We start from the raw sequence: 25,037 nt of genomic DNA, 5'->3' as shown, positions 1-25,037 counted from the left end.
AGAAATATTATCTATAAAGGGAAGGTTTTTGATATAATGTTTTGCGAGAGGTTTTAATAAGTACAGATGGGGAGACGAAGAATGGAAAATAAAATATTAACTTGGCTAGGAATAGTAGTGGTTATGGGAGCCCTTGCTGTGGCGGTTACTTTTGGAATGTTAGAACTTGCAGATAATCCAGTAGATAAACAAGCAAGTGCTGAAATAGAGAAAAAAGAAAAATCACTGGTAGTAGGTAGAGAGGTAGATGGAGTCTTTGTCAATCTGTATGTTACTGAAAATTCTACTGAAAGTGAAGTAATTACAGCGATGCACCACATGACTCATCAAAAAGTAGTGGCAGAACAAAAGTGGGGATCCATCCCGATGACTCAAAAGAATGCTGAAACATTGAAAGCAATCATAAAGAAGAGTAACTTTGAGAAGAAAAATGAGCTATTAGCAATTGCTAATAGATGGGCAAAAAAAGACTTTAGTAAAATAGTAGAAGACCATAACTATTTCTGGGATGCTCAGGAAGGGAATATTGGTAAAGCTACTAGAGCGATGGATGCAGTAGAAGAGCAACATTATATTTTAACTACATTCGGAGAGGAAAAAACGAAAGAACTTTACAATTCGGGGGATGCACCACAAGTGTAATAAAGTGAAACTTTAATTAGCGAAGGTGTCCATTCCTTGCTGATAATGGCGATTTTGAGCGGATTATGGTTCAACTTGGATTAGCTTATCCAGATCCAAATAAAGCGAGGGTAGATAGATGTTTTTCATTTATCCATCATTTATATGCTTATGTAAACCCAGCTTCAGGGGATTTCGCTAAACATTTATTTTTATTTACAGTCTGCTTAGATGTAATGTTAGTAAGTTGGATTTGGTGGTTAGCAAAAGGTAGATTAACAATGAAAAAATAGAATATTAAGAGGCTCTTCTTTACAGAAAAATAGATTACAATAAAAGCTATAATTAATAGTGGATAATAGTCAGTGGGAGATAGATAAAAAAACGCTGACTAAAATTCCACTTTATTTTATAATTGTTCAGAATATTAACTTTTATCGATATTTAAGAAAATTCGAAATAAACTAGAATATTCTTATTTAAGAGTCTATAATGTTGTATATTGAAAGGATTTTAGGAGGATGGATATGGAGTTTTTGACTGGAAAAGTAGTTACCGTATTATTAGCATTGTTTTTCATCATTACAGTATATGTTAATATTAATACGGTATACTATGTAATTATCTCCTTTTTGGGGTTTGGTAAAGCAAAACGTGATTATGAAATAATTGAAGATAAGACAAGGTTTTTGATATTAGTTGCAGCACATAATGAAGAGAAAGTAATTGGTTCAACTATTGATAATTTGAGAAAAATTCAATACCGAGATGATCTATATGATATCTATGTTGTAAATGATAATAGTACTGATAGAACAGGTGCTATTTGTGAAGAAAAGGGAATGAAATATGTTAATACAAGTGAACAGCTATTTCCTCGTGAGGGAGTAGGGAAACCAGCAGGTTTGCAATATGCGTTACGTTATTTAGGATTCGATAAATTGACTGAAAAATACGATTGTTTAATGATTTTAGATGCTGATAATCATGTCGATTCGAATGTTTTACAAGAGTTAAATTCACAATACATTGCTAAAGATAAGCCAGAAGCGATTCAAATTTATTTAGATTCAAAAAACTCAGCGACTAATTTATCGCTTGGTTATGCTATGAGCTATTACTTAACAAATCGTTTCTTCCAGCTGGCAAAATATCGTCTTGGATTACCGAATGCTATTGGTGGAACTGGGTTCATTGTTAAAATGGAGTACTTAATGAAACATGGTGGTTTCCGTTTCGACTCGTTAACAGAGGATTTAGAATTAGAGATGGAAATTGTTAAAGATAATGGAAGAGTATTATGGAATCACTTTGTTCGAGTATACGATGAAAAGCCAGATAACTTTAAAATTAGTATTAAACAACGTACGCGTTGGTCACAAGGGCATTGGTATGTTGCGTTTACAAATTTTAAACCTATGGTAAAAAAACTGTTTACTGAAAAAGGGAAAATAAGAATTATTGACCAGTTGTTTTATCTATTTGGTATGACACGTGCAGTTCAAATGACAATAACCTTGATAGGTATTTTAATTGCTTTAGGATATGTTGTTGCGACGCAATCATATCAAGATATCCCTGATATAGGGAAACGCTTAGTTGCGATGATTTTAGGCGCGAGTATTCTTTCTTTAATATTATTTGTGTATCAATTTGTTGTTTGTATGTATTATGCAGTTAAGGTAGATACAAATAGAAAGTATAAACTTTTCCAAATGAGTTTTTCTATCTTTTATTACGCATATACGTTTATTTATGCTCAAATTGTTGGTCTAATTAAATGGAAGCAACAACATACATGGGTGAAAACAGAACATAATAAGACAACGATAAATCATAAAGCGGATAAATGATAAAGGTTTAATATATTTTCAATAGAGAAATGAAAACGAAAGAGCGATGTCATAAGGCAACGCTCTTTCGTTTTTTGTTCAAGAAATGCCGGTAAGAGAGCGATTTGTTGGGGGGATTTATCAATAGGAGATCAAGACAAGATAACCTATCTGATGGAAGTTTCACTGTATAGAAGATGTACTTGTGATAATATATGTAGTAAGGATAAATTAAAAAGCCCTGCAAAACAGGACTATATTATTCTTCGTCTTTATTTTGTTTTTCTAATTCAACTAACTTTTGAATTAAAATGTGTTGTGGCATATGCATAAGCTGTTCGAGCGGGACACCTAACGCTTTTGATAGGCGGACTGCAGTGTCTGGAGAAATTTGTAATGGTCTCATAGAAGTACCTCCTTTTTCGTATAGTATAGCATAAGATTGGGGGAGTGAGGATGACTCTTATATTTGCGCATCGTGGTGCGGCGGGAACATACCCGGAAAATACAATGATTTCATTTGAAGCAGCGGAGGCTTTCGGGGCAGATGGAATTGAACTTGATGTTCAATTAACGAAAGATGGAAAAGTTGTCGTCATCCATGATGAAACTGTGAATCGAACGACGAATGGAAAAGGTGCTGTTCGGAATTATTTATACGAAGATTTATGTAAGTTAGATGCAAGTTATAAATTCAGCGGAAAAGTAGGCTTTTGTAAAATCCCTCTATTAGAAGAGGTGCTTGAATGGCTTACAAAAACGCAATTGCTACTCAATATTGAACTGAAAAATAATACAATTCCATATAGAGGCTTAGAGGAAGAAGTAATAACACTTGTACGTAAGTTTAGTTTAGAGGATCGGACTATTTTTTCTTCTTTTAATCACTACAGTATGAAGCGGTGTCATATGATGGCTCCGGATATTCAAACAGCTATTTTATATCGCGAAGGTCTGCATAGCCCGTGGGCATATGCGAAAAAAATGGGTGCTAAAGCAGTGCATCCAAATTATCGTTATCTTCAAGATGCCATTGCTGAATTAACGATGGAAAGTGGTGTAGAGGTTCGTCCTTACACGATAAATGAAGAAACGCTTATGCGTAAATATTTTGATATGAACATATCGGCGATTATTACTGATTATCCTGAAACAGCAAGAACTTTATTATCGATAAAAAAATGAGACCTATTATAACGGTCTCATTTTTTGTTTATGGATATGTGAAAAATTTGTTCTATCTTCTAAAGCGGGCTTGTACTTTATTTCTCTTACGGTCTCTATGTAGAACGAAGCCGCCAAAGATATAAAACCCAAGTGCGAAGCAAAGAGCACCGATTAAAAATTGTAACCATAATATAGGGATTGGAGAGAATAAAATCCCGAATACAGTGTCTCTCATTAACTTAATGCCAAGCACAGCTAATGAAATAGGGATGAGTGCTAATAATAGAGCAAGGTAACGCTGCATACATAACGCTCCTTTTCAGATTATTTCGTATATATTAAATGATGTTATATGAAAAGGGGGTTTGTCAAGAGGTTGCTGAACGAGTAAGATAAGGGTGTGAAAAATTTTGCAGAGATACTTCGAGAGGAAGTGTAATGTATGAAACAAAAGGTGTTAATTGTTGGAGCAGGTGAAGGTGGAAGTACACTGCTTAGTCTGTTACAAAATTCAAATATATTTCAAATTATAGGGGTTATTGATATTAATCCGATAGCGAAAGGATTAGAAATTGCTAAGGAATATGGAATTCCGATTGGTGATAGTGTAAGCCCATTTCTTTCTATGCATATTGATGTAATGTTCGATATGACAGGTGACTATGATTTACATAAAGTTTTATGGGAGGCTAAGCATAAAGATACCCTTCTTATACCAGGGGATATTGCAAAAATTGTTACGAGATTAGCGCATGAGAAGGAAGAATTAATTGAGAAGCTGGAAGAACAGACGCAACAAGGGGATTTGATTTTAAATTCTACACATGACGGTATGATCGTTATAGATCGAGAGGGACAAGTTCGTCTGTTTAATAAAAGTGCAGAGCGTATTATCGGATATAAAAAAGAAGAAGCGGTAGGAAAATATATTTTAGAAGTCATTCCAACGAGTAAGTTACTGCGCATTATACGTACGAAACAAATAGAAGTGAATTATGAACTGACGCTAGAGAATGAAAAGAAAATTATTACAACGCGTATACCAATATTAAAAGAAGGCGGAGAGATTCAAGGGGCGTTTGCAATTTTTAAAGACATTACAGAAGTTGTAGATTTAGCGGAAGAAGTTACAGACTTAAAAGAAATTCAAACGCTACTTGAGGCGATTATCAACTCATCTGAGGAAGCGATTTCGGTTGTCGATGAGAAAGGAAGAGGGCTAGTTATAAACCCTGCTTATACGAAGTTAACGGGTTTGACAGAAGAGGATATTATAGGGAAGCCGGCTACAACTGATATTGTAGAAGGTGAAAGTATGCATATGAAAGTACTTCGGACACGCCGAGCCGTACGAGGAATACATATGAAGATTGGGCAAAAAAAGCGGGATGTAATTGTAAACGTAGCACCGGTTATTGTTGATGGAATATTGAAAGGAAGCGTCGGTGTAATTCGCGATGTATCAGAAATTCAAAAGTTAACAAATGAATTGAATAGGGCAAGACAAATTATTCGAACATTAGAAGCGAAATATTCATTTGATGATATTGTTGGCGATTCAGATGAAACGACGGCAGCTATTGAACAAGCAAAGCTTGGAGCGAATACACCAGCAACAGTATTGCTACGCGGAGAATCTGGGACAGGTAAAGAATTATTTGCGCATGCGATCCATAATGGAAGTAATCGAAAATATAATAAGTTCGTCCGTGTAAACTGTGCGGCTATTTCGGAAACGTTGTTAGAAAGTGAATTATTCGGTTATGAGGAAGGTGCGTTCTCTGGAGCGAAAAGAGGCGGTAAACGAGGTTTCTTTGAAGAAGCGAACAATGGAAGTATATTTTTAGATGAAATTGGAGAGTTATCTGCGAATACGCAAGCGAAGCTCCTTCGTGTACTGCAGGAAAAAGAGATTGTGAAAGTAGGAGGAACGAAAGCGATTCCTATTAATGTTCGAGTGATTGCGGCGACGCATGTGAATTTAGAAAAAGCGATTTTAGAAGGGAAGTTCAGAGAGGACTTATATTATCGTTTAAATAAAATCCCAATTCAAATTCCTTCCCTTCGTCAGCGCAAAGGAGACATACCAGCGATTGCAGAAAGGTTAATTCAAAAAATTAACCAAGATTATGGCCGGAATGTAGAAGGGCTCACCGATGCAGCCGTTTCGTATTTACAATCATATGAATGGCCAGGAAATGTTAGGGAACTTGAAAATATTTTAGGACGAGCTATTATCTTTATGAATTATAACGAGATATATATCGATGTACATCATTTACCGCCTTTACATAAAGAAGAACCAGTAGAGACGAAACAAAATAATTTATTACCTGAATTAGAAGAGAAGGCCCTTGAACACTTAGTGACAGAATTTGAGGGGAATATTATCCATGAATATTTGGAGAAATTTGATGGGAACAAAACGAAGACTGCAAAAGCGTTAGGGATTTCGGTTCGAAACGTATATTACAAGTTAGAAAAGTACAACCATGCAAAAAATAGCATGCAATAAATTGCGCACCATGCAATTTATTGCATGGTATACAAGAAGCGACAAAATGAGACGCAATATTCCGTTTTTTTAAAAGTATTGATTTTACTGCATTTTGAATGCGTTTTCATTATTGGTAAGACCACTTTTGAAAGTTGGCACGGTATTTGCTTAATAAATAGACGAGGGACGACGGAAAGGGTTGATTACAAAATATGAAGTTAGAACACTTAATTGATCAAGCAGCAGGACAGCCTAAAAAAACTGTAGCTGTAGCAGTAGCTGAAGATCATGAAGTAATTGAAGCTGTAGCGAAAGCAATTAAATTACAGCTAGCTCAATTTCGTCTATATGGAAATCAAGAGAAAATAATGGGGATGCTACAAGAACATGGTTTGCAAACTTCAGAACATATTGAAGTGATTGCAGCAGAGTCAAGTGCTGAGGCTGCAGAACTTTCTGTTAAAGCTGTGAGAAACGGTGAAGCAGATGTACTTATGAAGGGTAACATCCCAACAGCGAATATTTTGAAGGCTGTGTTAAATAAAGAGTGGGGGCTACGTAAAGGTAGCGTACTTTCACATGTAGCAGCATTTGAAGTTCCAAACTATAATCGTCTTATTTTCGTTACGGATGCAGCGATGAACATCGCACCTGACGTAACACAAAAAGCTGCTATTACACAAAATACTGTAGAAGTTGCCCGGGCAATAGGAATTGAGTTGCCAAAAGTGGCACCAATCGCAGCAGTAGAGGTTGTGAATCCAGCGATGCAGGCGACAATTGATGCAGCGATGTTAACACAAATGAATCGCCGCGGACAAATCAAAAATTGTATCGTTGATGGACCACTTGCTTTAGATAATGCAGTATCACAAATTGCAGCAGAACATAAAGGCATAGTAAGTGATGTAGCAGGTAAGGCAGACATTTTACTCGTCCCAACGATTGAAGCTGGAAATGTGCTATATAAATCACTCGTTTACTTTGCAGATGCAAAAGTAGGAGCAATGATTGCTGGCGCAAAAGCACCGATTGTTTTAACATCTCGTGCTGATTCAGCAGAAACAAAAGTATATTCATTAGCATTGGCAGTTGCGACTGCTTCAAAATAAACCAAAAAGGGTAAAACATTAGGGGGAAACGACAATGACATTAGAAATCTTCGAATACTTAGAAAAATATGATTATGAGCAAGTAGTATTTTGTCAAGATAAAGAATCTGGTTTAAAAGCAATCATTGCAATTCATGATACAACACTTGGACCAGCTCTTGGTGGAACAAGAATGTGGACATATGATTCTGAAGAAGCGGCGATTGAAGATGCATTGCGTCTTGCAAAAGGGATGACATACAAAAATGCAGCAGCTGGTTTAAACTTAGGTGGTGCAAAAACAGTAATTATCGGTGATCCACGTAAAGATAAAAGCGAAGCAATGTTCCGTGCATTAGGACGCTACATTCAAGGACTAAACGGACGTTACATTACAGCTGAAGATGTTGGTACAACAGTAGATGATATGGATATTATCCATGAAGAAACTGACTTTGTAACAGGTATTTCACCATCATTCGGTTCTTCTGGTAATCCATCTCCAGTAACTGCATACGGCGTTTACCGTGGTATGAAGGCAGCTGCAAAAGAAGCGTTCGGTACAGATAACCTAGAAGGAAAAGTAATTGCTGTTCAAGGCGTTGGTAACGTAGCATATCACTTATGCAAACATTTACACGCTGAAGGAGCAAAATTAATCGTAACAGATATTAATAAAGAAGCTGTACAACGTGCAGTAGAAGAATTCGGTGCATCAGCAGTTGAGCCAAATGAAATTTACGGTGTTGAATGTGATATTTATGCACCATGTGCATTAGGCGCAACGGTTAATGATGAAACTATTCCACAACTTAAAGCAAAAGTAATCGCAGGTTCTGCAAATAACCAATTAAAAGAAGATCGTCACGGTGACATCATTCATGAAATGGGTATTGTATACGCACCAGACTATGTTATTAATGCAGGTGGCGTAATTAACGTAGCAGACGAATTATATGGATACAATAGAGAACGTGCACTAAAACGTGTTGAGTCTATTTATGACACAATTGCAAAAGTAATCGAAATTTCAAAACGCGATGGCGTAGCAACTTATGTAGCAGCAGATCGTCTAGCTGAAGAGCGCATTGCAAGTTTGAAAAACACTCGTAGCACATACTTACGCAACGGTCACGACATTATTAGCCGTCGCTAATTATTCATATAAAACTTTTACAAAAGGTGTGGTTACCTCTCATGAGGTTTCCACTTCCTTTTGAATTTATTAGTGGAGGTAGCAACATTGTCCTTAAATCGAATTCTTGTTATTAATCCGGGTAGTACATCCACAAAAATTGGTGTTTTTGATAATGAAAGACCCGTTTTAGAAGAAACAATTCGTCATGACGAAGAACAGATTGGAAAATATAAGCGAATCATTGATCAATATGAGTTTCGAAAAGAAACGATTTTAGAAGTTCTACATTCTCACGGTATTAACATTTCAAAATTGAACGCTGTTTGTGGGCGTGGTGGATTACTTCGTCCAATCGAAGGCGGAACGTATACAGTAAACGATGCGATGTTAGAAGATTTAAAAAATGGGTTTAGTGGTCATCATGCTTCAAACCTTGGAGGCATTTTAGCATATGAAATTGCTTCTGGATTAAATATTCCGGCATTCATTGTAGATCCTGTTGTTGTAGATGAAATGGAGCCGATTGCTCGCATAAGCGGTATTGCTGGTATGGAACGTAAAAGTATTTTCCATGCATTAAATCAAAAAGCGGTTGCTCGTAAAGTGGCTGAACAATTAAACCACAAATACGAGGATTTAAATTTATTAGTTACACATATGGGTGGCGGCATTACAGTTGGTGCTCATAAAAAAGGAAAAGTTATTGATGTTAATAATGGCTTAAACGGAGAAGGACCATTTAGTCCAGAGCGTGCTGGTACAGTACCAGTAGGACAACTAGTTGAAATGTGTTTCTCTGGCGAGTATTATCGTGACGAAATGGTTAAAAAGCTTGTCGGACAAGGTGGACTTGTAAGTCTAATCGGCACAAATGATGCGATTAAAGTAGAACAAATGGTTGAAAAAGGCGATCCTGAAGCAACTCTTATTTATAAAGCAATGGCATATCAAGTTGCAAAAGAGATTGGCGGAGCTAGCGCTGTACTTCACGGGAAAATCGATGCAATCGTATTAACTGGTGGACTTGCATACAGTAAAATTCTTGTCGATGAAATAAAAGAACGAGTAGATTGGATTGCAGATGTTATCGTACATCCAGGAGAAGATGAATTACAAGCATTAGCAGAAGGAGCACTTCGTGTATTACGTGAAGAAGAAGCTCCAAAAGAATATGTTGTACGTGAAAAAGAAACGGTAGCTAGGGGTTGAGATAATGGCAAAAGAATATGATTTAGTCATCGTTGGCGGCGGTACTGGTGGATATGTTGCTGCTATTCGTGCATCACAACTAGGTTTAAAAACTGCACTTGTTGAAAAAGAAAATCTTGGTGGTACTTGTTTACACAAAGGATGTATTCCTAGTAAAGCTCTTTTACGTAGTGCGGAAGTATACGCAACTGCTAAAAAAAGCGAAGAGTTCGGAGTTATTGCAAGTAATGTAGAACTAAACTTTGCGAAAGTACAAGAGCGTAAAGAGAAGATTGTAACGCAGCTTCATAAAGGCGTTCAACATTTAATGAAACAAGGTAAAATTGATGTGTTTGAAGGTATTGGCCGTATTCTTGGCCCATCTATTTTCTCTCCGATGCCAGGGACAATTTCAGTTGAACTTGCAAGTGGAGAAGAAAATGAAATGTTAATTCCAAAAAATGTACTTGTTGCAACAGGTTCTCGTCCAAATTCATTACCAGGATTAGAGTTAGACGGAGAGTATGTAATGTCTTCAGATCATGCCCTAAAAATGGAAACGCTTCCTAGTTCAATCATTATCGTGGGTGGCGGTGTAATCGGTATTGAGTGGGCATCTATGCTTGCTGACTTCGGTGTAGAAGTTACAGTATTAGAGTATGCGAAAACTATATTACCACTAGAAGACAATGACGTTTCAAAAGAAATGCAACGTCTATTCAAGAAAAAAGGTATTAAAGTGGTAACTGGTGCAAAAGTATTACCGGAAACATTGGTAAAAGATAATGGAGTAACAATTCAAGCTGAACATAACGGTGAGAATAAAGAATTTAAAGCAGAAAAAATGCTTGTATCTGTAGGAAGACAAGCGAATACGCAAAACATTGGTTTAGAGAATACTGATATCGTTGTGGAAAAAGGATACATTCAAACAAATGAGTTTTATCAAACGAAAGAATCTCATATTTACGCAATTGGAGATGTAATCGGTGGCTTGCAACTTGCTCACGTTGCTTCTCATGAAGGAATTGTTGCAGTAGAACATATTGCAGGTAAAGAAGTTACATCAATTGATTATTCGATGGTATCAAAATGTGTATATAGCAGTCCAGAAGTTGCTTCTGTCGGCTTAACAGAACAAGAAGCGAAAGAAAAAGGCTATAAGTTAAAAGTAGGTAAGTTCTCATTCCGTGCAATCGGAAAGGCACTTGTATACGGAGAATCAGATGGTTTTGTAAAACTTGTAGTTGATGAAGAAACAAATGATATTCTTGGTGTTCATATGATCGGGCCACATGTAACAGATATGATTTCTGAAGCTGGTCTTGCAAGAGTACTTGATGCAACACCTTGGGAAGTAGCACATACAATTCATCCGCATCCATCATTATCTGAAGCGATTGGTGAAGCAGCACTAGCTGTAGATGGAAAAGCGTTACACGCATAAAAATGTGGATTTAGGAGGTTATGAAAAATGGCAGAAGTAAAAGAAAAGCGCCATGAAGAGCTTGGCTTAAATGATGAGCAAGTATTAGAAATGTACCGTACGATGTTACTTGCACGTAAAATCGACGAACGTATGTGGTTATTAAACCGTGCAGGTAAAATTCCATTCGTAATTTCTTGTCAAGGACAAGAGGCTGCACAAGTTGGAGCAGCGTTCGCTCTTGATAGAGAGAAAGATTATGCATTACCATACTACCGTGATATGGGTGTTGTACTAGCATTTGGTATGACAGCTAAAGAGCTTATGTTATCTGGTTTCGCGAAAGCTGGAGATCCAAACTCTGGTGGTCGTCAAATGCCTGGTCACTTCGGTCAAAAGAAAAATCGTATTGTTACAGGTTCATCTCCAGTAACAACACAAGTACCGCATGCAGTTGGTATTGCGTTAGCTGGAAAAATGGAGAAGAAAGATTTAGTAACGTTCGTTACATTCGGAGAAGGCTCTTCAAACCAAGGTGATTTCCATGAAGGTGCGAACTTTGCTGGCGTACACAAACTACCTGTTATTTTCATGTGTGAAAATAATAAATACGCAATCTCTATTCCAGTTGAAAAACAATTAGCATGTAAAAATGTATCAGACCGTGCAATTGGATATGGTATGCCTGGATACACAGTAGACGGAAACGATCCACTTGCAGTATATAAAGCAGTAAAAGAGGCAGCAGACCGCGGTCGCCGTGGTGAAGGCCCAACTCTAATCGAAACAGTATCATATCGTTTAACAGCACATTCTAGTGACGATGATGATCGTGTTTATCGTGATAAAGAAGAAGTAGAAGAAGCGAAGAAAAATGATTCAATTATAACATTTGCTGCTTATTTAAAAGAAGTTGGCGTGTTAACTGAGGAATCTGAGAAACAAATGTTAGATGAAATTATGCATATCGTAAACGAAGCAACAGAAAATGCAGAAAATGCTCCGTATGCAGCACCTGAAGATGCATTGAAGCACGTATACGCAGAATAGGGGGGAACGTTTCATGGCTGTAATGTCTTATATTGATGCTATTACATTAGCAATGCGCGAGGAAATGGAACGCGATGAGAAAGTATTCGTTTTAGGTGAAGATGTTGGTAAAAAAGGTGGCGTATTTAAAGCGACACACGGATTATATGATCAATTTGGTGAAGATCGTGCGTTAGATACACCACTTGCAGAATCAGCAATCGCTGGAGTAGCAATTGGTGCAGCGATGTATGGTATGCGTCCAATCGCTGAAATGCAGTTTGCTGATTTCATCATGCCAGCAGTAAACCAAATTGTTTCTGAGGCAGCAAAAATTCGTTATCGTTCTAACAATGATTGGACTTGTCCAATTACAGTTCGTGCGCCATTTGGTGGCGGTGTTCACGGTGCATTGTATCATTCACAATCTGTAGAAGCGATGTTTGCAAACCAACCAGGTTTAAAAATTGTTATCCCTTCTACACCATATGATGCAAAAGGTTTATTAAAAGCAGCAATTCGTGATGAAGATCCAGTATTATTCTTTGAGCATAAACGTGCATATCGCTTAATTAAAGGTGAAGTGCCAGAAGATGATTACGTATTACCAATCGGAAAAGCAGATGTAAAACGTGAAGGTGATGACATTACTGTTATCACATACGGATTATGTGTCCACTTTGCTCTTCAAGCAGCTGAGAAATTAGCGCAAGATGGCATCTCTGCACACATTCTTGATTTACGTACTGTATATCCATTAGATAAAGAAGCAATTATCGAAGCTGCTTCAAAAACTGGTAAAGTTCTTCTTGTAACAGAAGACAATAAAGAAGGAAGCATTATGAGTGAAGTGGCAGCAATTATCGCTGAAAACTGTCTGTTTGATTTAGATGCACCAATTGCACGTCTTGCAGGCCCAGACGTTCCAGCAATGCCATATGCACCAACAATGGAAAAATTCTTTATGGTAAATCCAGATAAAGTTGAAAAAGCAATGCGTGAACTTGCGGAATTTTAATCGGGGGGACTATACATGGCTGTAGAAAATATTACAATGCCTCAGCTCGGGGAGAGCGTTACAGAGGGTACAATTAGTAAATGGCTCGTTAATGTTGGCGATCATGTGAACAAATATGATCCACTTGCAGAGGTAATGACAGATAAAGTAAATGCAGAAGTACCATCTTCTTTCACTGGTATTGTGAAGGAGTTAATAGCTGGTGAAGGTGATACGTTAGCTGTAGGTGAAGTTGTTTGTGTCATTCAAGTAGAAGGCGCAGATGAAGTAGCGGCAACAGCTGTAGAGGAAAAAACGAAAGAAGAACCAAAAGCAGAAGTAACTACATCTGAAAAAGCACCGAAAGTAAAACAACCAACTGATGGAAAACCACGTTTTTCACCAGCGGTTTTAAAACTTGCGGGTGAGCATAATGTTGATTTAGATTTAGTAGAAGGTACGGGAGCAAATGGCCGTATTACTCGTAAAGATATTTTAATGCTAGTGGAATCTGGAAACATTCCGCAAGCAGGCGCGAAAAAAGAAGAAGCTGTAGCAGCAGTAGTAGAAGCACGTCCAGAAGCACCAAAAGCAGCGCCGGTAGCGCAAAAAGTAGAAGCTGCGAAACCAGTTTCTGTGCCGACAATGCCTGGCGATATCGAAATTCCAGTAACAGGTGTGCGTAAAGCGATTGCAGCGAACATGTTACGTAGTAAACACGAAGCACCTCATGCTTGGATGATGATTGAAGTAGATGTGACAAACCTTGTGTCATACCGTAATTCAATTAAAGGTGATTTTAAAAAGCGTGAAGGCTTTAACTTAACGTTCTTTGCTTTCTTCGTAAAAGCAGTAGCACAAGCGTTAAAAGAGTATCCTCAAATCAATTCTATGTGGGCTGGCGATAAAATCGTTCAGAAGAAAGATATTAACCTTTCTATCGCTGTTGCAACAGAAGAAGAGTTATTTGTACCAGTAATTAAGCAAGCGGACGAGAAAACAATTAAAGGTATCGCTCGTGAAATTACAGAACTTGCAGGAAAAGTACGCACGAAATCGTTAAAAGCGGACGAAATGCAAGGCGGAACATTTACAATTAATAACACAGGATCATTCGGTTCTGTTCAATCTATGGGTATTATTAATTACCCACAAGCGGCTATTTTACAAGTAGAATCAATTGTAAAACGCCCAGTAATTATGGATAATGGTATGTTCGGTGCTCGTGACATGGTTAACTTATGTTTATCACTTGATCACCGCGTACTTGATGGTTTAATTTGTGGTAAGTTCTTAGGACGTGTTAAAGAAATTTTAGAAAACATGTCAGAAAACAATACATCTGTATATTAATAAAAAGCTCGCTTATGCGAGCTTTTTATCATCTTATTTCTTCATTTGTATCCTACAATATGTACAAACCTTTTCCCATTAATCTTACAATGAATGATCATGTATAAGGAATTTGCGAAAATACATTGCTGATATATGGTATATAGATATAAAATAAGAAAAGAATAATTTTTTTGGCAAATCTTACTGATGAAACTGTAGTATAATATATTGTATTGTATGAAAAAGAGAGTTATTCTATATAAGTGTTTTATAGATAATGTGTAATCAGTCGTCAAAACATGAAGAATGTTGACTCCTGGTTTTTTATTTTGCTGTAACAATGTTTCAGGAGGATGTCATGAAAAGAAGTACCGAGTTTCTAAAAAGTTTAGATGTAAAATTAATTTTAATTTTGTGTGCATTATGTGTTACGAGTATAGCCGCTATATATAGCAGTCAGCAAACCGGACAGTATGGAGATGCAAACTTTGCTGCGAAACAGGGTTTGAACTACATAATTGGGGCTGTATTGTTATTGCTTGTTGCAAGCATCGACTTAGATCAATTGCAAAAATTGTCTTGGCCGCTTTATATAGTTGGGTTTGGTTCACTTATTCTTTTGAAAATACTACCGGTTTCCACTTTCACACCTGAAAAATTAGGTGCAAAAAGATGGTTCGTTTTTCCATTGGTTGGACAAATCCAGCCATCTGAGTTTTTCAAAATTTCATTGCTTCTACTAGTTGCAAGTTTAGCGGTGAAACATAATGCTCAGTATATGGCCCGGACATTCCAGACTGATTTAAAATTGGTTGGGAAGATTATGTTAGTATCTCTTCCACCTATGGCCGTTGTATATAGCCAACCAGACACAGGAATGGTGTTCTTATATGCAGCAGCTATCGCATGTATTTTATTCATGTCAGGAATTCAAAAGAAATTAATTGCGATATGTACAGTAATTCCAGTGACAATATTGTCTGCATTAATATTTATATTTGTAAGATACCCAGACTTCTTCTTTAATAAACTGGTTACTTTACTAAAACCTCACCAACAATCACGTATTATAGGTTGGTTAAATCCATTTGAAAATGCAAATGAAGGCTATCAAACGCAGCAATCGATTTTAGCTGTAGGTAGTGGAGGTATGGAAGGTAAAGGGTACGGTGAAGGGAGCGTCTATATTCCAGAGAAACACACTGACTTTATATTCGCTACAATTGCTGAAGAAGGTGGATTTATAGTAGCAGCACTAGTTGTGTTCTTGTTCCTGTTACTACTTTATCGAACAATTATTATTGGTTATTCTGCTGATAATTTATTTGGTACACTATTATGTGCGGGATCAATAGGAATACTAACGGTTCAAATATTTCAAAATATTGGTATGATCGTTGGATTAATGCCTGTAAAAGGTATCGCATTACCTTTCTTATCATATGGGGGAAGTTCCTTATTCTCAAATATGATTATGATGGGGCTCATATTATCGGTACGGAAAACGTATAAAAAATATATGTTTTCAGTTAAGTAACAAAAAGCTGATTCGTTTAAAAACGAATCAGCTTTTTTACATATATGCTCTTAAACGTTGCAAACTAAAACAAAATTGTAGTTTGCAACGTTTAAGGGGTGCAAAGTTATGTATATACATATTTTTGAAGGAGCACGGCATATTTCTAATGGGGAATGGATTATTCGGGCAGTTATAGCTTATATATTTTTAATTTTAGTTGCGAAATTGATGGGACAAAGGTCCATTGCACAACTTCGCTTTTTAGATGTTGTATTAGTGTTATTGCTTGGTGGGAATATTTCTAATGCACTATCCGATGAAAAGGTCGGATTGCTTGGTTCAATGATTACAACTTTTATACTAGTTGTATTACATATTGTAAGCTCTGTTTTAATGTTGAAATGGGATAGGTGGAGACGTTTTTTAGAGCCTGCGCCAGTTATTCTTATACACAATGGTTCCATTGATTTTAGCAATTTGAAAAAAGCGAGAATTACGGCAGAATATTTATTTTCGGAACTTCGCATGCGAAATGTGAGCGATATTCAAACGATTAAATTAGCATTATGGGAAGCAAGTGGTGTTGTTTCTATATTTCAGTATCCAGAATATGAAGCAGTTTCTCGGCTTGATCTTAAAGTGGCGGGGAAAAAATCTCCAGTTGCTTTTATTTTAGTGAAGGATGGTAGAATTCAACAGGATGTACTCGCTTTATTAGGAAAAACAGAAGAGTGGGCGAAAGAGTTTTTAGAGAAGAGTGCGGAAATCGAATCCATTATGTTAGCTACAGTAGATGAAGCACATAAAATAAATATTTTGTTAAAAAAATGAAAAATATACGCATTTTGTCGTTTCATACATATGATACAATAGTGTGGACAACGAAAAAGGAGGCGATACGATGGGATATGTAGAAGAATTACGAAAAATAGTTGGTCATCGCCCTTTAATTTTAGTTGGAGCTGTTGTACTCGTTATAAATGAAAGTGGATATGTATTATTACAGCAACGAACAGAGCCGTACGGAAAATGGGGGCTGCCTGGCGGGTTAATGGAGCTTGGTGAATCACCAGAAGAAACAGCTTACCGCGAAGTATATGAAGAGACAGGAATAGAAGTTAAGAATTTACGATTAATCAATGTATTTTCTGGAGCGAATTATTTTACCAAATTAGCAAACGGTGATGAATTTCAATCCGTAACAACCGCCTATTATACCGATGAATACGAAGGGAATTTTGTTATGAATAAAGAAGAAGCTGTTCAGCTTAAGTTCTTTCCAGTAACAGAGCTACCTGAATATATTGTAGGGTCACATAAAAAAATGATTGCTGATTATATGAAAATTATGGAAAAAAAGATATAATAGTAGTGGAAGAAATACAAAAACACAGCTCTGGTTGGTAGTCCAGACGCATGATTTCATGTCAGTAACCTTCCCCTCCGGGATGTCCGGTATTTCTAATTTTGCTAAGGAGGGGCTGTCAATGGAATTGACAGTATATCACGATGGTCAATTTTTTGTAGGAATTATTATGCGCCAAGAAAAAGGAAAATTGTATGGAGCCAGGTATATTTTTGGGACGGAACCATCAGATGAAGAAGTACTTATATTTGTAAATGGTCCAATGTTAGCGTATTTCCAGCGCTTTGCAAGATTTGGTGTGGAGATTAAAGAAAAACAGCGTCCGAAAAGTATTAAGCGTATCATAAGGCAAGCTGCTAAAGAATTAAATGTAAAACGTTATACAAAGGCGCAAGAGGCAATTAGTTTATCGTATGAACTGCATAAACAAGAAAAGAAAGTGCAATCTAAAGAGAAGCGAGAAGCAGAAAAGCAGCGGAAACGTTTAATTAAAGTACAAAAGGCAAAGCAAAAACATCGAGGTCATTAAGAAAAGGTGTTAGAGCAAGAGCTCTAACACCTTTTATATGCTTAAATACAAGTAAACTTACTTGTATTTTCTAAACATTAACTGGTAAGATACAAATAGGTAGAATTAGAGGAGGGAACACATTGATTAACTTTAACTTTTTTATGAACGATGTTGTCCGTCAAGCGCGTGAAGAGATTGTCTCTGCGGGATATACGGAATTGACGACACCAGAAGCAGTTGAAGAAGCATTTAAAAGAAATGGTACAACACTTGTAATGGTAAACTCTGTATGTGGTTGTGCAGGCGGTATTGCTCGCCCTGCTGCTGCACATTCCGTACATTATGATAAACGTCCTAACCACCTTGTAACGGTATTTGCGGGTCAAGATAAAGAAGCTACAGCAAGAGCTCGTGAATATTTTGAGGGATATCCACCTTCATCTCCATCATTTGCTTTATTGAAAGATGGAAAAATTGTAACGATGGTAGAACGTCATGAAATTGAAGGTCATGAACCAATGCAAGTAATTGCAAAACTACAATCTTACTTCGAAGATAATTGCGAAGAACTATAAGGAAGAGAAAAAGCGGTACGTCCACGATTAAGTGGATGTACCGCTTTTTTATTTAGTTTTTATATTGATCGAACATGCATAAGAATGTTATTTTATGCATGTTTTTATGCGTTATGAATGACGATAATAATGTTTTTGTGTTTATTTTTATTTTAAATATTGCATAAAAATAAAAGTGCTGATACAATACTAACAACGAATAAATATTCTATTAAACTTTTAAATATACATTATTAGGGGGAAGAAGGATGAAGAAGTTATTATCAATATCATTTGCACTTATTTTAATTGTAAGTATGTTTAGTGCCTGTAGTAAAGGGGATTCGAAGGCAACTAACGCAGGTAACACGAATAAGAAAGTACTCGTTATGGGGACTTCAGCAGACTATAAACCATATGAATACGTGGAAGCATCAAAAAGTGATGAAATTATCGGCTTTGATGTTGATATTGCAAAATATATCGGAAAAGAACTTGGATATGAAGTGAAAGTGAAAGATATGGATTTTGGTGGTTTATTAGCATCTCTTAACTCAGGAAAAGTTGATTTTGTTATGGCGGGTATGACGCCAACTGCAGAGCGTAAAAATAATGCTGATTTCACAGACATTTATTTTGTTGCTAAAAACATGATCGTGTCAAAAAAAGATTCCAATATTAAATCGTTAGAAGATTTAAAAGGGAAAAAAGTAGGGGTACAAACAGGGTCAATTCAAGAAGAAAAGGCAAAAGAATTTCAAAAACAAGTCGATTTCAAAGCCGAGGGACGTGACCGTATACCGGAAATCGTACAAGAAATTAAAGCTGGCCGTTTTGACGCAGCCATTTTAGAAGATACAGTAGCTAAAAATTATTTAGAAAATATGAAAGAATTACAAGGAATTGAAATTCAAGAAGCACCAGAAGAAGTAGGTGCAGCAATTGCCCTTCCGAAAAATAGTGATAAAACAGCAGAATTTAATAAAGTAATTAAGAAAATGCAAGAGAATGGAGAAATGGATAAATTAGTGAAGAAATGGTTTGGCAGCGCGAAATAAGCTGCCTTTCACTTTTCTGTGAGGGGAATGAAAAGGATGAATCTAGATTTTTCGGCGATTACGCCTTCTATACCATATATATTAAAAGGCTTAGAAGTTACATTAAAAATTGTGGCTGTATCAGCTTTAGCAGGATTTATTTTAGGAACGTTATTAGCGCTTTGTAAAATTGCTAGAATACGAGTATTAAATATTGTAGCAGATATTTATACATCAATATTTCGTGGCACACCGCTTGTATTGCAATTAATGATTATTTATTTCGGTGTCCCGCAAATGATTGGTTATGATATACCTGCCTTTTTAGCAGCTGTGCTTGCATTTAGTTTAAATTCAGGGGCATACATGTCAGAAGTAATTCGTGCCGGAATTCAAGCGGTCGATAAGGGACAAACTGAAGCGGCGATGGCTTTAGGTATTCCTTACGGTAAAATGATGAGAAATATCATTTTACCTCAAGCATTAAAAAATATATTACCAGCACTTGTAAATGAATTTGCGACTCTTACGAAAGAATCGGCTGTAGTAACTGTAATTGGAGCAACAGATTTAATGCGCCGAGCTTACATTGTAGGCGGTGAAACATTTAAGTATTTAGAGCCATTACTGTTTGTTGGACTTGTTTATTATATGTTAGTGATTATTCTTACATTAGTTGGAAAGGCAATTGAAGGGAGAATGAAGAAAAGTGATTAAAATTGACAACCTTCATAAATCATTTGGAAAAAATGAAGTATTAAAAGGGATTACGACAACGATTGAAAAAGGAGAAGTTGTTGCAATTATCGGACCGTCAGGATCTGGCAAGTCAACATTTTTACGTTGCATGAATGTATTAGAAGCACCAACAGATGGTCATATTTGGATTGGAACGGAAGAAGTAACGAATCCGAAAACAAATATTATGCACGTTCGTGAAAATGTCGGAATGGTATTTCAACATTTTCATTTATTCCCTCATATGACTGTATTAGAGAATATTACGTATGCTCCTATTAATGTAAAAGGTATAGCGAAGCAAGAGGCTGAAAAGAAAGCTGAGAAGCTTCTAGAAAAAGTAGGGTTATTAGATAAAAAAGCTGCGTATCCGAATCGTCTTTCAGGGGGACAAAAGCAACGTGTAGCAATTGCAAGAGCACTGGCGATGGAACCGGAAGTTATGCTATTTGATGAACCGACATCAGCGCTAGATCCAGAAATGGTGAAAGAAGTGCTAGAAGTTATGAAATCATTAGTTACGACAGGAATGACGATGGCGATTGTTACGCATGAAATGGGATTTGCAAAAGAAGTAGCAGACCGCGTTCTCTTTTTAGATGGTGGAAAACTTGTAGAAGATAGCAATCCGGAAGAGTTTTTTACGGCACCAAAAAGTGACCGTGCAAAAGAATTTTTGCAAAAGATATTGTAATATGTAAAGGTTACGTGAATAATAAGTAGAAAAAGGATGACATCGCGTCATCCTTTTTTTATACTATCTTTAAATACGTTTATACATATAGGAGTAATGATATGTTTAAAATTGGATATAGAACAGTGAAAACAGCGCTTGGAACAGGTGCGGCAGTTTTTATTGCTCAGCTATTAGGGTTAGAATTTTATAGTTCAGCTGGTATTTTAGTCATTTTATGCGTACAAAACACGAAACGTAAATCAGTTCAAGTATCGTTGCACCGTTTTTTAGCTTGCGTATTATCGATGGTATTCGCGTTTTGCATTTTTGAAACGGTTGGCTATACACCACTTGCGATTAGCTTATTACTGCTTACCTTTATTCCGACTGCAGTTATGTGCAAAATTCAAGAAGGTATTGTCACGAGTTCAGTTATTGTTATGCATCTGTACTCATTAAAGCAAATTACATGGTCTATAGTTGGTAATGAAATTGCTATATTAACGATTGGAATTAGTGTCGCTTTATTAGTAAACATGTACATGCCAAGCAGTGAGAATAAACTGAAAGAGTATCAAGAGAAAATAGAAGAGCATTTCAAAACAATTTTGTTTGAAATGGTTGTTTATTTAAGAAATCGCGATAGTAATTGGAGTGGAGCAGAATTAATTGAAACAGAGATGATGTTGAAAGAAGCGAAAGATTTATCATTTAAAAAGCTTGAGAATGAGTTTATGCGTGAAGATGACTATTATTACCGTTATTTTGATATGCGCATGCAGCAATTTGAAATTTTAGAGCGGATGATGCCATTAGCTGCGTCACTATCGTGGACGTATGAACAAGCTGATATGATTGCAGACGTAATCGAAAATATAGGGAATTCCATTCGTCCTGAAAGTACAGGGGTCATTTCGTTAAGACAACTTCAAGAAATGCGAGAAGTGTTTAGAGAAATGCCACTACCAGTCACGCGAGAAGAATTTGAAATACGTGCGAAACTCGTTCAACTTGTTTATGAGATGGAGCAGTATCTACTCATTAAAAGTCGTTTTAAGGGAAAGGATAATATAAAAGAACTTATATAGAAGGCAGGAATTATTTATGCCGTATCTTCTCTCTTTATTATTATGTCTTTCTTTATCACCGATTTGGCCTCTTGGTGATAATCCTCGTGCTGGGGATCCTTTTATAATTGTAAATAAGGCGACGAATAAACTAGCTTACATTGACGATGGGAAGATCCAAAAGGTTTTTCCAGTAGCGACGGGGAAAACAAATGAATTAACACCAGAAGGAACTTTTGATATTGTATTGAAAGCGAAGGATCCGTATTATATTGCGAAGGATATTCCTGGGGGGGCTCCGGAAAATCCACTTGGATCGAGGTGGATGGGATTTAACGCAAAAGGAACTGACGGAAGTAAATATGGGATACATGGGACAAATCAGCCTAGTTCAATTGGAAAGTATATTTCACAAGGATGTATAAGAATGAAGAAACAAGATGTGGAATATTTGTTTGATCGTATTCCAATTGGAACGAAAGTATGGATTGTGAAATCGAAGAAATCATTTCAGCAATTGGCGAAGGAAAAAGGAGCCATTGCATTCAGAGAAGTCAACGAGAAGTTGGCTTTTTCTTTTATCCCGCTATTTGCGAGCAGTAAGATCCCCACCTCAAAACTTGGCTAAAGCAAAGAAGTTAGGTGGGAGTAGGGCTGCCCGTAAAAGCCCGATTGGTGTGGGCTAATAATCAGTGTGTTATGAACAAAACCCCAACTGATTAAAGTTTCACTTTATTAAGTTGTCTTGACATGTGTACATAACCATGCGTTAATGAGAATATATAAAGATAACTAAGTAAAGGGGTTGCTCATATGTATTTGAATCCAAAAATTTCTTATATGCAGTTTTGTGTTGGTTTTCTATTCGTCATTACATTCATATTAGCAACTTTTAATATATGCTCTTACGTAGTATCAATTGTATTGATGGCATTACTTAATTTTACTTTCGTCATTGGGGCATTTCAGCAAAAACAGTACACGAGTTTTGTAATAGCACTTGTAATGGCCTTTTCCTTTAGCATTGTAGCGATTGTACTATATATAAAATAAGAGTTTTCATACAAACAAGACTATCTCGATTTCGAGATGGTCTATTTTGTATAAATAGAAAGTAAAAAAAAGGACGAGTGAATCGTCCTTTTTACCAAAACATACTTGCGCCAGTAAGTAATGTTGTTACAAGCATAGAAATTAACATTATATAAACCATAATTTTTTGAGCTTTTTTATGCATCGTTAAGCCTCCTTGCAAATCAGTACAATTTTATTGTAACGAGAAATGAAATTGTGGACAAGGGGAGAGAAAGGACAAATTTCGGGAAGGGGTTGCAAAATATAACAGGAAATTTGGGTATGCGTGGAGAATATATTAAAAGATAGATTGTGAGTTTTTGTTATGCAAGCTGAAGAATGGAGATACGATGATGAAAATATACGAAACAGATCGCTTACATTTAAGGGAAATTGATGAGTCGTATGCAGAAAAAGTTCTTCAATATTACGACAGAAATCGTGAGTTTTTAAAGGCGTGGGAAGAATATAGACCAGATGATTTTTTTACGTTAGACTATCAAAAGAAAAGGTTACAAAAGGATAGAAGAGAGTTCGCGGAAGGTAAAATCATTCGATTATGGATTTTTAAAAAGGGCGATGATACGAAAGTTATTGGGTGTATTTCATTTAATCTAATTGTTCGTGGAATTTATCAATCTTGTGTACTTGGTTATAAATTAGATAAGGAAGAACTGAATAAAGGTTATACAACAGAAGCGCTTAGAAAAGCAATTCAAGTTACCTTTGAAGAATTTCATTTACACCGTATAGAAGCACCGATTATGCCACGAAACTTAGCATCTATACAGGTAGTGACAAAGATAGGGTTTCAATATGAAGGCGTATCTCGCAAAATGTTGATGGTAAATGGAGTTTGGGAAGATCATATGCGTTGGGTGCTATTAAACGAGTAATAGAAAGCAGATGGGTATCTAGATGTGTGAACCATCTGTTTTTTGTCTTGTATTTCGAAACTTTTGCGAAATTCTGTTATAATTAATATTGTTACATACATAATGGTAGTGCAGGAGGCGCAGTCTTATGATTAATCAAGAACGTTTAGTAAATGAATTTATGGAGTTAGTACAGGTAGATTCTGAAACGAAATTTGAAGCAGAAATTTGCAAAGTGTTAACAAAGAAATTTACTTCTTTAGGTGTAGAAGTATTTGAAGATGATACAATGGGTGTGACTGGTCACGGTGCAGGTAACTTAATTTGTACTTTACCAGCAACAAAAGATGGTGTTGATACAATTTATTTCACTTCTCATATGGATACAGTAGTTCCTGGTAATGGAATTAAGCCTTCTATTAAAGATGGATATATCGTATCAGATGGTACTACAATTTTAGGAGCGGATGATAAAGCTGGATTAGCATCTATGTTTGAAGCAATTCGTGTTTTAAAAGAGAAAAACATCCCTCACGGTAAAATTGAATTTATTATTACAGTTGGAGAAGAATCTGGTCTTGTTGGTGCAAAAGCATTAGACCGAGAGCGCATTACAGCAAAATATGGTTATGCATTAGATAGCGATGGAAAAGTTGGGGAAATCGTAGTTGCAGCACCAACACAAGCGAAAGTGAATGCTATCATTCGTGGGAAAACAGCTCACGCTGGCGTAGCCCCAGAAAAAGGTGTATCTGCAATTACTATCGCAGCGAAAGCGATTGCAAAGATGCCACTTGGCCGTATCGATTCTGAAACAACTGCAAATATTGGACGTTTTGAAGGTGGTACACAAACAAATATCGTTTGCGATCATGTTCAAATCTTTGCAGAAGCTCGTTCTTTAATAAATGAGAAAATGGAAGCACAAGTTGCAAAAATGAAAGAAGCATTTGAAACAACTGCAAAAGAAATGGGCGGTCAAGCAGATGTTGAAGTAAAGGTTATGTATCCAGGATTTAAATTCGCTGATGGCGATCACGTTGTAGAAGTAGCGAAACGTGCAGCTGAAAACATCGGTCGTACACCTTCTCTTCACCAAAGTGGTGGAGGAAGTGATGCGAACGTAATCGCCGGACATGGTATCCCAACAGTTAACTTGGCAGTTGGTTATGAAGAAATTCATACAACAAATGAAAAAATTCCTGTTGAAGAATTAGCGAAAACAGCAGAATTAGTTGTAGCTATTATTGAAGAAGTAGCGAAGTAATAAAGTAAAAAAGATGTGTGAACCAACTATGG

Annotated in this window: 28 protein-coding genes; 25 read left to right on the top strand and 3 right to left on the bottom strand. The window is 36.5% G+C overall.

The window, feature by feature from the left end:
- Positions 1-81: 81 nt before the first annotated feature.
- The 3 genes from MR109_RS03510 to MR109_RS03500 all read left to right on the top strand — a co-directional run bounded on the left by MR109_RS03510 (position 82) and on the right by MR109_RS03500 (position 2,474).
- Positions 82-642 carry a PRK06770 family protein gene (locus tag MR109_RS03510; protein WP_242271076.1) on the top strand — a complete coding sequence of 187 codons (561 nt, stop codon included), beginning with the start codon at positions 82-84 and terminating at the stop codon, positions 640-642.
- Positions 643-707: 65 nt separating this feature from the next.
- Positions 708-914, top strand: coding sequence for a hypothetical protein (locus tag MR109_RS03505; protein WP_242271075.1), 207 nt, complete (start codon positions 708-710; stop codon positions 912-914).
- A gap of 234 nt (positions 915-1,148) precedes the next feature.
- A complete protein-coding gene (locus MR109_RS03500; RefSeq protein WP_242271067.1) occupies positions 1,149-2,474 on the top strand; it encodes a glycosyltransferase family 2 protein in 1,326 nt (441 codons plus the stop codon).
- Positions 2,475-2,712: 238 nt separating this feature from the next.
- Here the strand turns inward: MR109_RS03500 and MR109_RS03495 are convergent, their stop codons facing one another.
- Complete coding sequence (locus MR109_RS03495) at positions 2,713-2,859, bottom strand: YycC family protein (RefSeq protein WP_001247671.1); 147 nt, start codon at positions 2,857-2,859, stop codon at positions 2,713-2,715.
- A 50-nt stretch (positions 2,860-2,909) separates the two neighbouring features.
- Here MR109_RS03495 and MR109_RS03490 point away from each other — a divergent pair, with 50 nt between their 5' ends.
- Positions 2,910-3,638: a glycerophosphodiester phosphodiesterase gene (locus MR109_RS03490; RefSeq protein WP_002173398.1), complete on the top strand. Its 729-nt coding sequence runs from the start codon at positions 2,910-2,912 to the stop codon at positions 3,636-3,638.
- A 52-nt stretch (positions 3,639-3,690) separates the two neighbouring features.
- On the opposite strand, the gene MR109_RS03485 is transcribed toward MR109_RS03490, so the two are convergent.
- Positions 3,691-3,924, bottom strand: a complete 234-nt coding sequence (locus MR109_RS03485; RefSeq protein WP_001190193.1) for a DUF2627 domain-containing protein — start codon at positions 3,922-3,924, stop codon at positions 3,691-3,693.
- A 138-nt stretch (positions 3,925-4,062) separates the two neighbouring features.
- Here MR109_RS03485 and MR109_RS03480 point away from each other — a divergent pair, with 138 nt between their 5' ends.
- The 19 genes from MR109_RS03480 (at position 4,063) to MR109_RS03390 (ending at position 22,842) form a co-directional block, all read left to right on the top strand.
- Entirely contained in the window at positions 4,063-6,135 is a 2,073-nt protein-coding gene (locus MR109_RS03480) for a sigma 54-interacting transcriptional regulator (protein WP_242271065.1), read from the top strand.
- 194 nt (positions 6,136-6,329) lie between these two features.
- Positions 6,330-7,229, top strand: a complete 900-nt coding sequence (gene yqiS / locus MR109_RS03475; protein ID WP_098303857.1) for a phosphate butyryltransferase — start codon at positions 6,330-6,332, stop codon at positions 7,227-7,229.
- Between the two features lie 34 nt (positions 7,230-7,263).
- The gene (locus MR109_RS03470) at positions 7,264-8,364 is read left to right on the top strand and encodes a leucine dehydrogenase (RefSeq protein WP_002173394.1); all 1,101 of its coding nucleotides are present in this window, start codon (positions 7,264-7,266) and stop codon (positions 8,362-8,364) included.
- Between the two features lie 87 nt (positions 8,365-8,451).
- On the top strand, positions 8,452-9,555 hold the full coding sequence (buk, locus tag MR109_RS03465) for a butyrate kinase (RefSeq protein ID WP_002173393.1): 1,104 nt from the start codon (positions 8,452-8,454) through the stop codon (positions 9,553-9,555).
- 4 nt (positions 9,556-9,559) lie between these two features.
- Entirely contained in the window at positions 9,560-10,981 is a 1,422-nt protein-coding gene (gene lpdA / locus MR109_RS03460) for a dihydrolipoyl dehydrogenase (RefSeq protein ID WP_242271050.1), read from the top strand.
- Between the two features lie 27 nt (positions 10,982-11,008).
- On the top strand, positions 11,009-12,010 hold the full coding sequence (gene bfmBAA, locus MR109_RS03455) for a 3-methyl-2-oxobutanoate dehydrogenase subunit alpha (protein ID WP_242271037.1): 1,002 nt from the start codon (positions 11,009-11,011) through the stop codon (positions 12,008-12,010).
- A 13-nt stretch (positions 12,011-12,023) separates the two neighbouring features.
- On the top strand, positions 12,024-13,007 hold the full coding sequence (gene bfmBAB, locus MR109_RS03450; protein ID WP_000290076.1) for a 3-methyl-2-oxobutanoate dehydrogenase subunit beta: 984 nt from the start codon (positions 12,024-12,026) through the stop codon (positions 13,005-13,007).
- A 15-nt stretch (positions 13,008-13,022) separates the two neighbouring features.
- Positions 13,023-14,339 (top strand): dihydrolipoamide acetyltransferase family protein, encoded by a 1,317-nt coding sequence (locus MR109_RS03445; protein ID WP_242271036.1) that lies wholly within the window; start codon positions 13,023-13,025, stop codon positions 14,337-14,339.
- A 340-nt stretch (positions 14,340-14,679) separates the two neighbouring features.
- A complete protein-coding gene (locus MR109_RS03440) occupies positions 14,680-15,858 on the top strand; it encodes an FtsW/RodA/SpoVE family cell cycle protein (RefSeq protein WP_048374144.1) in 1,179 nt (392 codons plus the stop codon).
- 108 nt (positions 15,859-15,966) lie between these two features.
- Positions 15,967-16,671: a DUF421 domain-containing protein gene (locus tag MR109_RS03435; protein WP_048374143.1), complete on the top strand. Its 705-nt coding sequence runs from the start codon at positions 15,967-15,969 to the stop codon at positions 16,669-16,671.
- A gap of 70 nt (positions 16,672-16,741) precedes the next feature.
- A complete protein-coding gene (locus MR109_RS03430) occupies positions 16,742-17,206 on the top strand; it encodes an NUDIX hydrolase (RefSeq protein WP_242271028.1) in 465 nt (154 codons plus the stop codon).
- Positions 17,207-17,327: 121 nt separating this feature from the next.
- Positions 17,328-17,735 carry a YjdF family protein gene (locus tag MR109_RS03425; RefSeq protein WP_242271026.1) on the top strand — a complete coding sequence of 136 codons (408 nt, stop codon included), beginning with the start codon at positions 17,328-17,330 and terminating at the stop codon, positions 17,733-17,735.
- A gap of 143 nt (positions 17,736-17,878) precedes the next feature.
- Positions 17,879-18,292: a BrxA/BrxB family bacilliredoxin gene (locus MR109_RS03420; RefSeq protein WP_002015097.1), complete on the top strand. Its 414-nt coding sequence runs from the start codon at positions 17,879-17,881 to the stop codon at positions 18,290-18,292.
- Positions 18,293-18,540: 248 nt separating this feature from the next.
- Complete coding sequence (locus tag MR109_RS03415) at positions 18,541-19,329, top strand: transporter substrate-binding domain-containing protein (RefSeq protein ID WP_025150087.1); 789 nt, start codon at positions 18,541-18,543, stop codon at positions 19,327-19,329.
- A 36-nt stretch (positions 19,330-19,365) separates the two neighbouring features.
- Positions 19,366-20,025 carry an amino acid ABC transporter permease gene (locus MR109_RS03410; protein WP_002173384.1) on the top strand — a complete coding sequence of 220 codons (660 nt, stop codon included), beginning with the start codon at positions 19,366-19,368 and terminating at the stop codon, positions 20,023-20,025.
- Positions 20,018-20,740, top strand: coding sequence for an amino acid ABC transporter ATP-binding protein (locus MR109_RS03405; protein WP_098303861.1), 723 nt, complete (start codon positions 20,018-20,020; stop codon positions 20,738-20,740). The genes MR109_RS03410 and MR109_RS03405 overlap by 8 nt, the downstream gene beginning before the upstream one ends.
- A gap of 101 nt (positions 20,741-20,841) precedes the next feature.
- Positions 20,842-21,810, top strand: coding sequence for an aromatic acid exporter family protein (locus MR109_RS03400; protein WP_242271024.1), 969 nt, complete (start codon positions 20,842-20,844; stop codon positions 21,808-21,810).
- Between the two features lie 16 nt (positions 21,811-21,826).
- Positions 21,827-22,417 carry a L,D-transpeptidase gene (locus MR109_RS03395; RefSeq protein ID WP_242271022.1) on the top strand — a complete coding sequence of 197 codons (591 nt, stop codon included), beginning with the start codon at positions 21,827-21,829 and terminating at the stop codon, positions 22,415-22,417.
- Between the two features lie 185 nt (positions 22,418-22,602).
- Positions 22,603-22,842, top strand: a complete 240-nt coding sequence (locus MR109_RS03390; RefSeq protein ID WP_002173380.1) for a DUF3894 domain-containing protein — start codon at positions 22,603-22,605, stop codon at positions 22,840-22,842.
- Between the two features lie 91 nt (positions 22,843-22,933).
- On the opposite strand, the gene prli42 is transcribed toward MR109_RS03390, so the two are convergent.
- Complete coding sequence (prli42, locus tag MR109_RS03385) at positions 22,934-23,026, bottom strand: stressosome-associated protein Prli42 (protein ID WP_000549036.1); 93 nt, start codon at positions 23,024-23,026, stop codon at positions 22,934-22,936.
- A 187-nt stretch (positions 23,027-23,213) separates the two neighbouring features.
- On the opposite strand from prli42, the gene MR109_RS03380 reads away from it, so the two are divergent.
- A complete protein-coding gene (locus MR109_RS03380) occupies positions 23,214-23,759 on the top strand; it encodes a GNAT family N-acetyltransferase (protein WP_025150091.1) in 546 nt (181 codons plus the stop codon).
- Between the two features lie 127 nt (positions 23,760-23,886).
- The gene (locus MR109_RS03375) at positions 23,887-25,005 is read left to right on the top strand and encodes a tripeptidase T (protein ID WP_048374138.1); all 1,119 of its coding nucleotides are present in this window, start codon (positions 23,887-23,889) and stop codon (positions 25,003-25,005) included.
- The last annotated feature ends 32 nt before the right edge of the window (positions 25,006-25,037 follow it).

Origin of the sequence: Bacillus cereus group sp. BfR-BA-01310, assembly GCF_022664325.1 — a bacterium.
Classification (GTDB): Bacteria; Bacillota; Bacilli; order Bacillales; family Bacillaceae_G; genus Bacillus_A; species Bacillus_A paramycoides.
The sequence above is the reverse complement of the archived record's forward strand: the minus strand, read 5'-3'. Positions and strand labels throughout refer to the sequence as shown.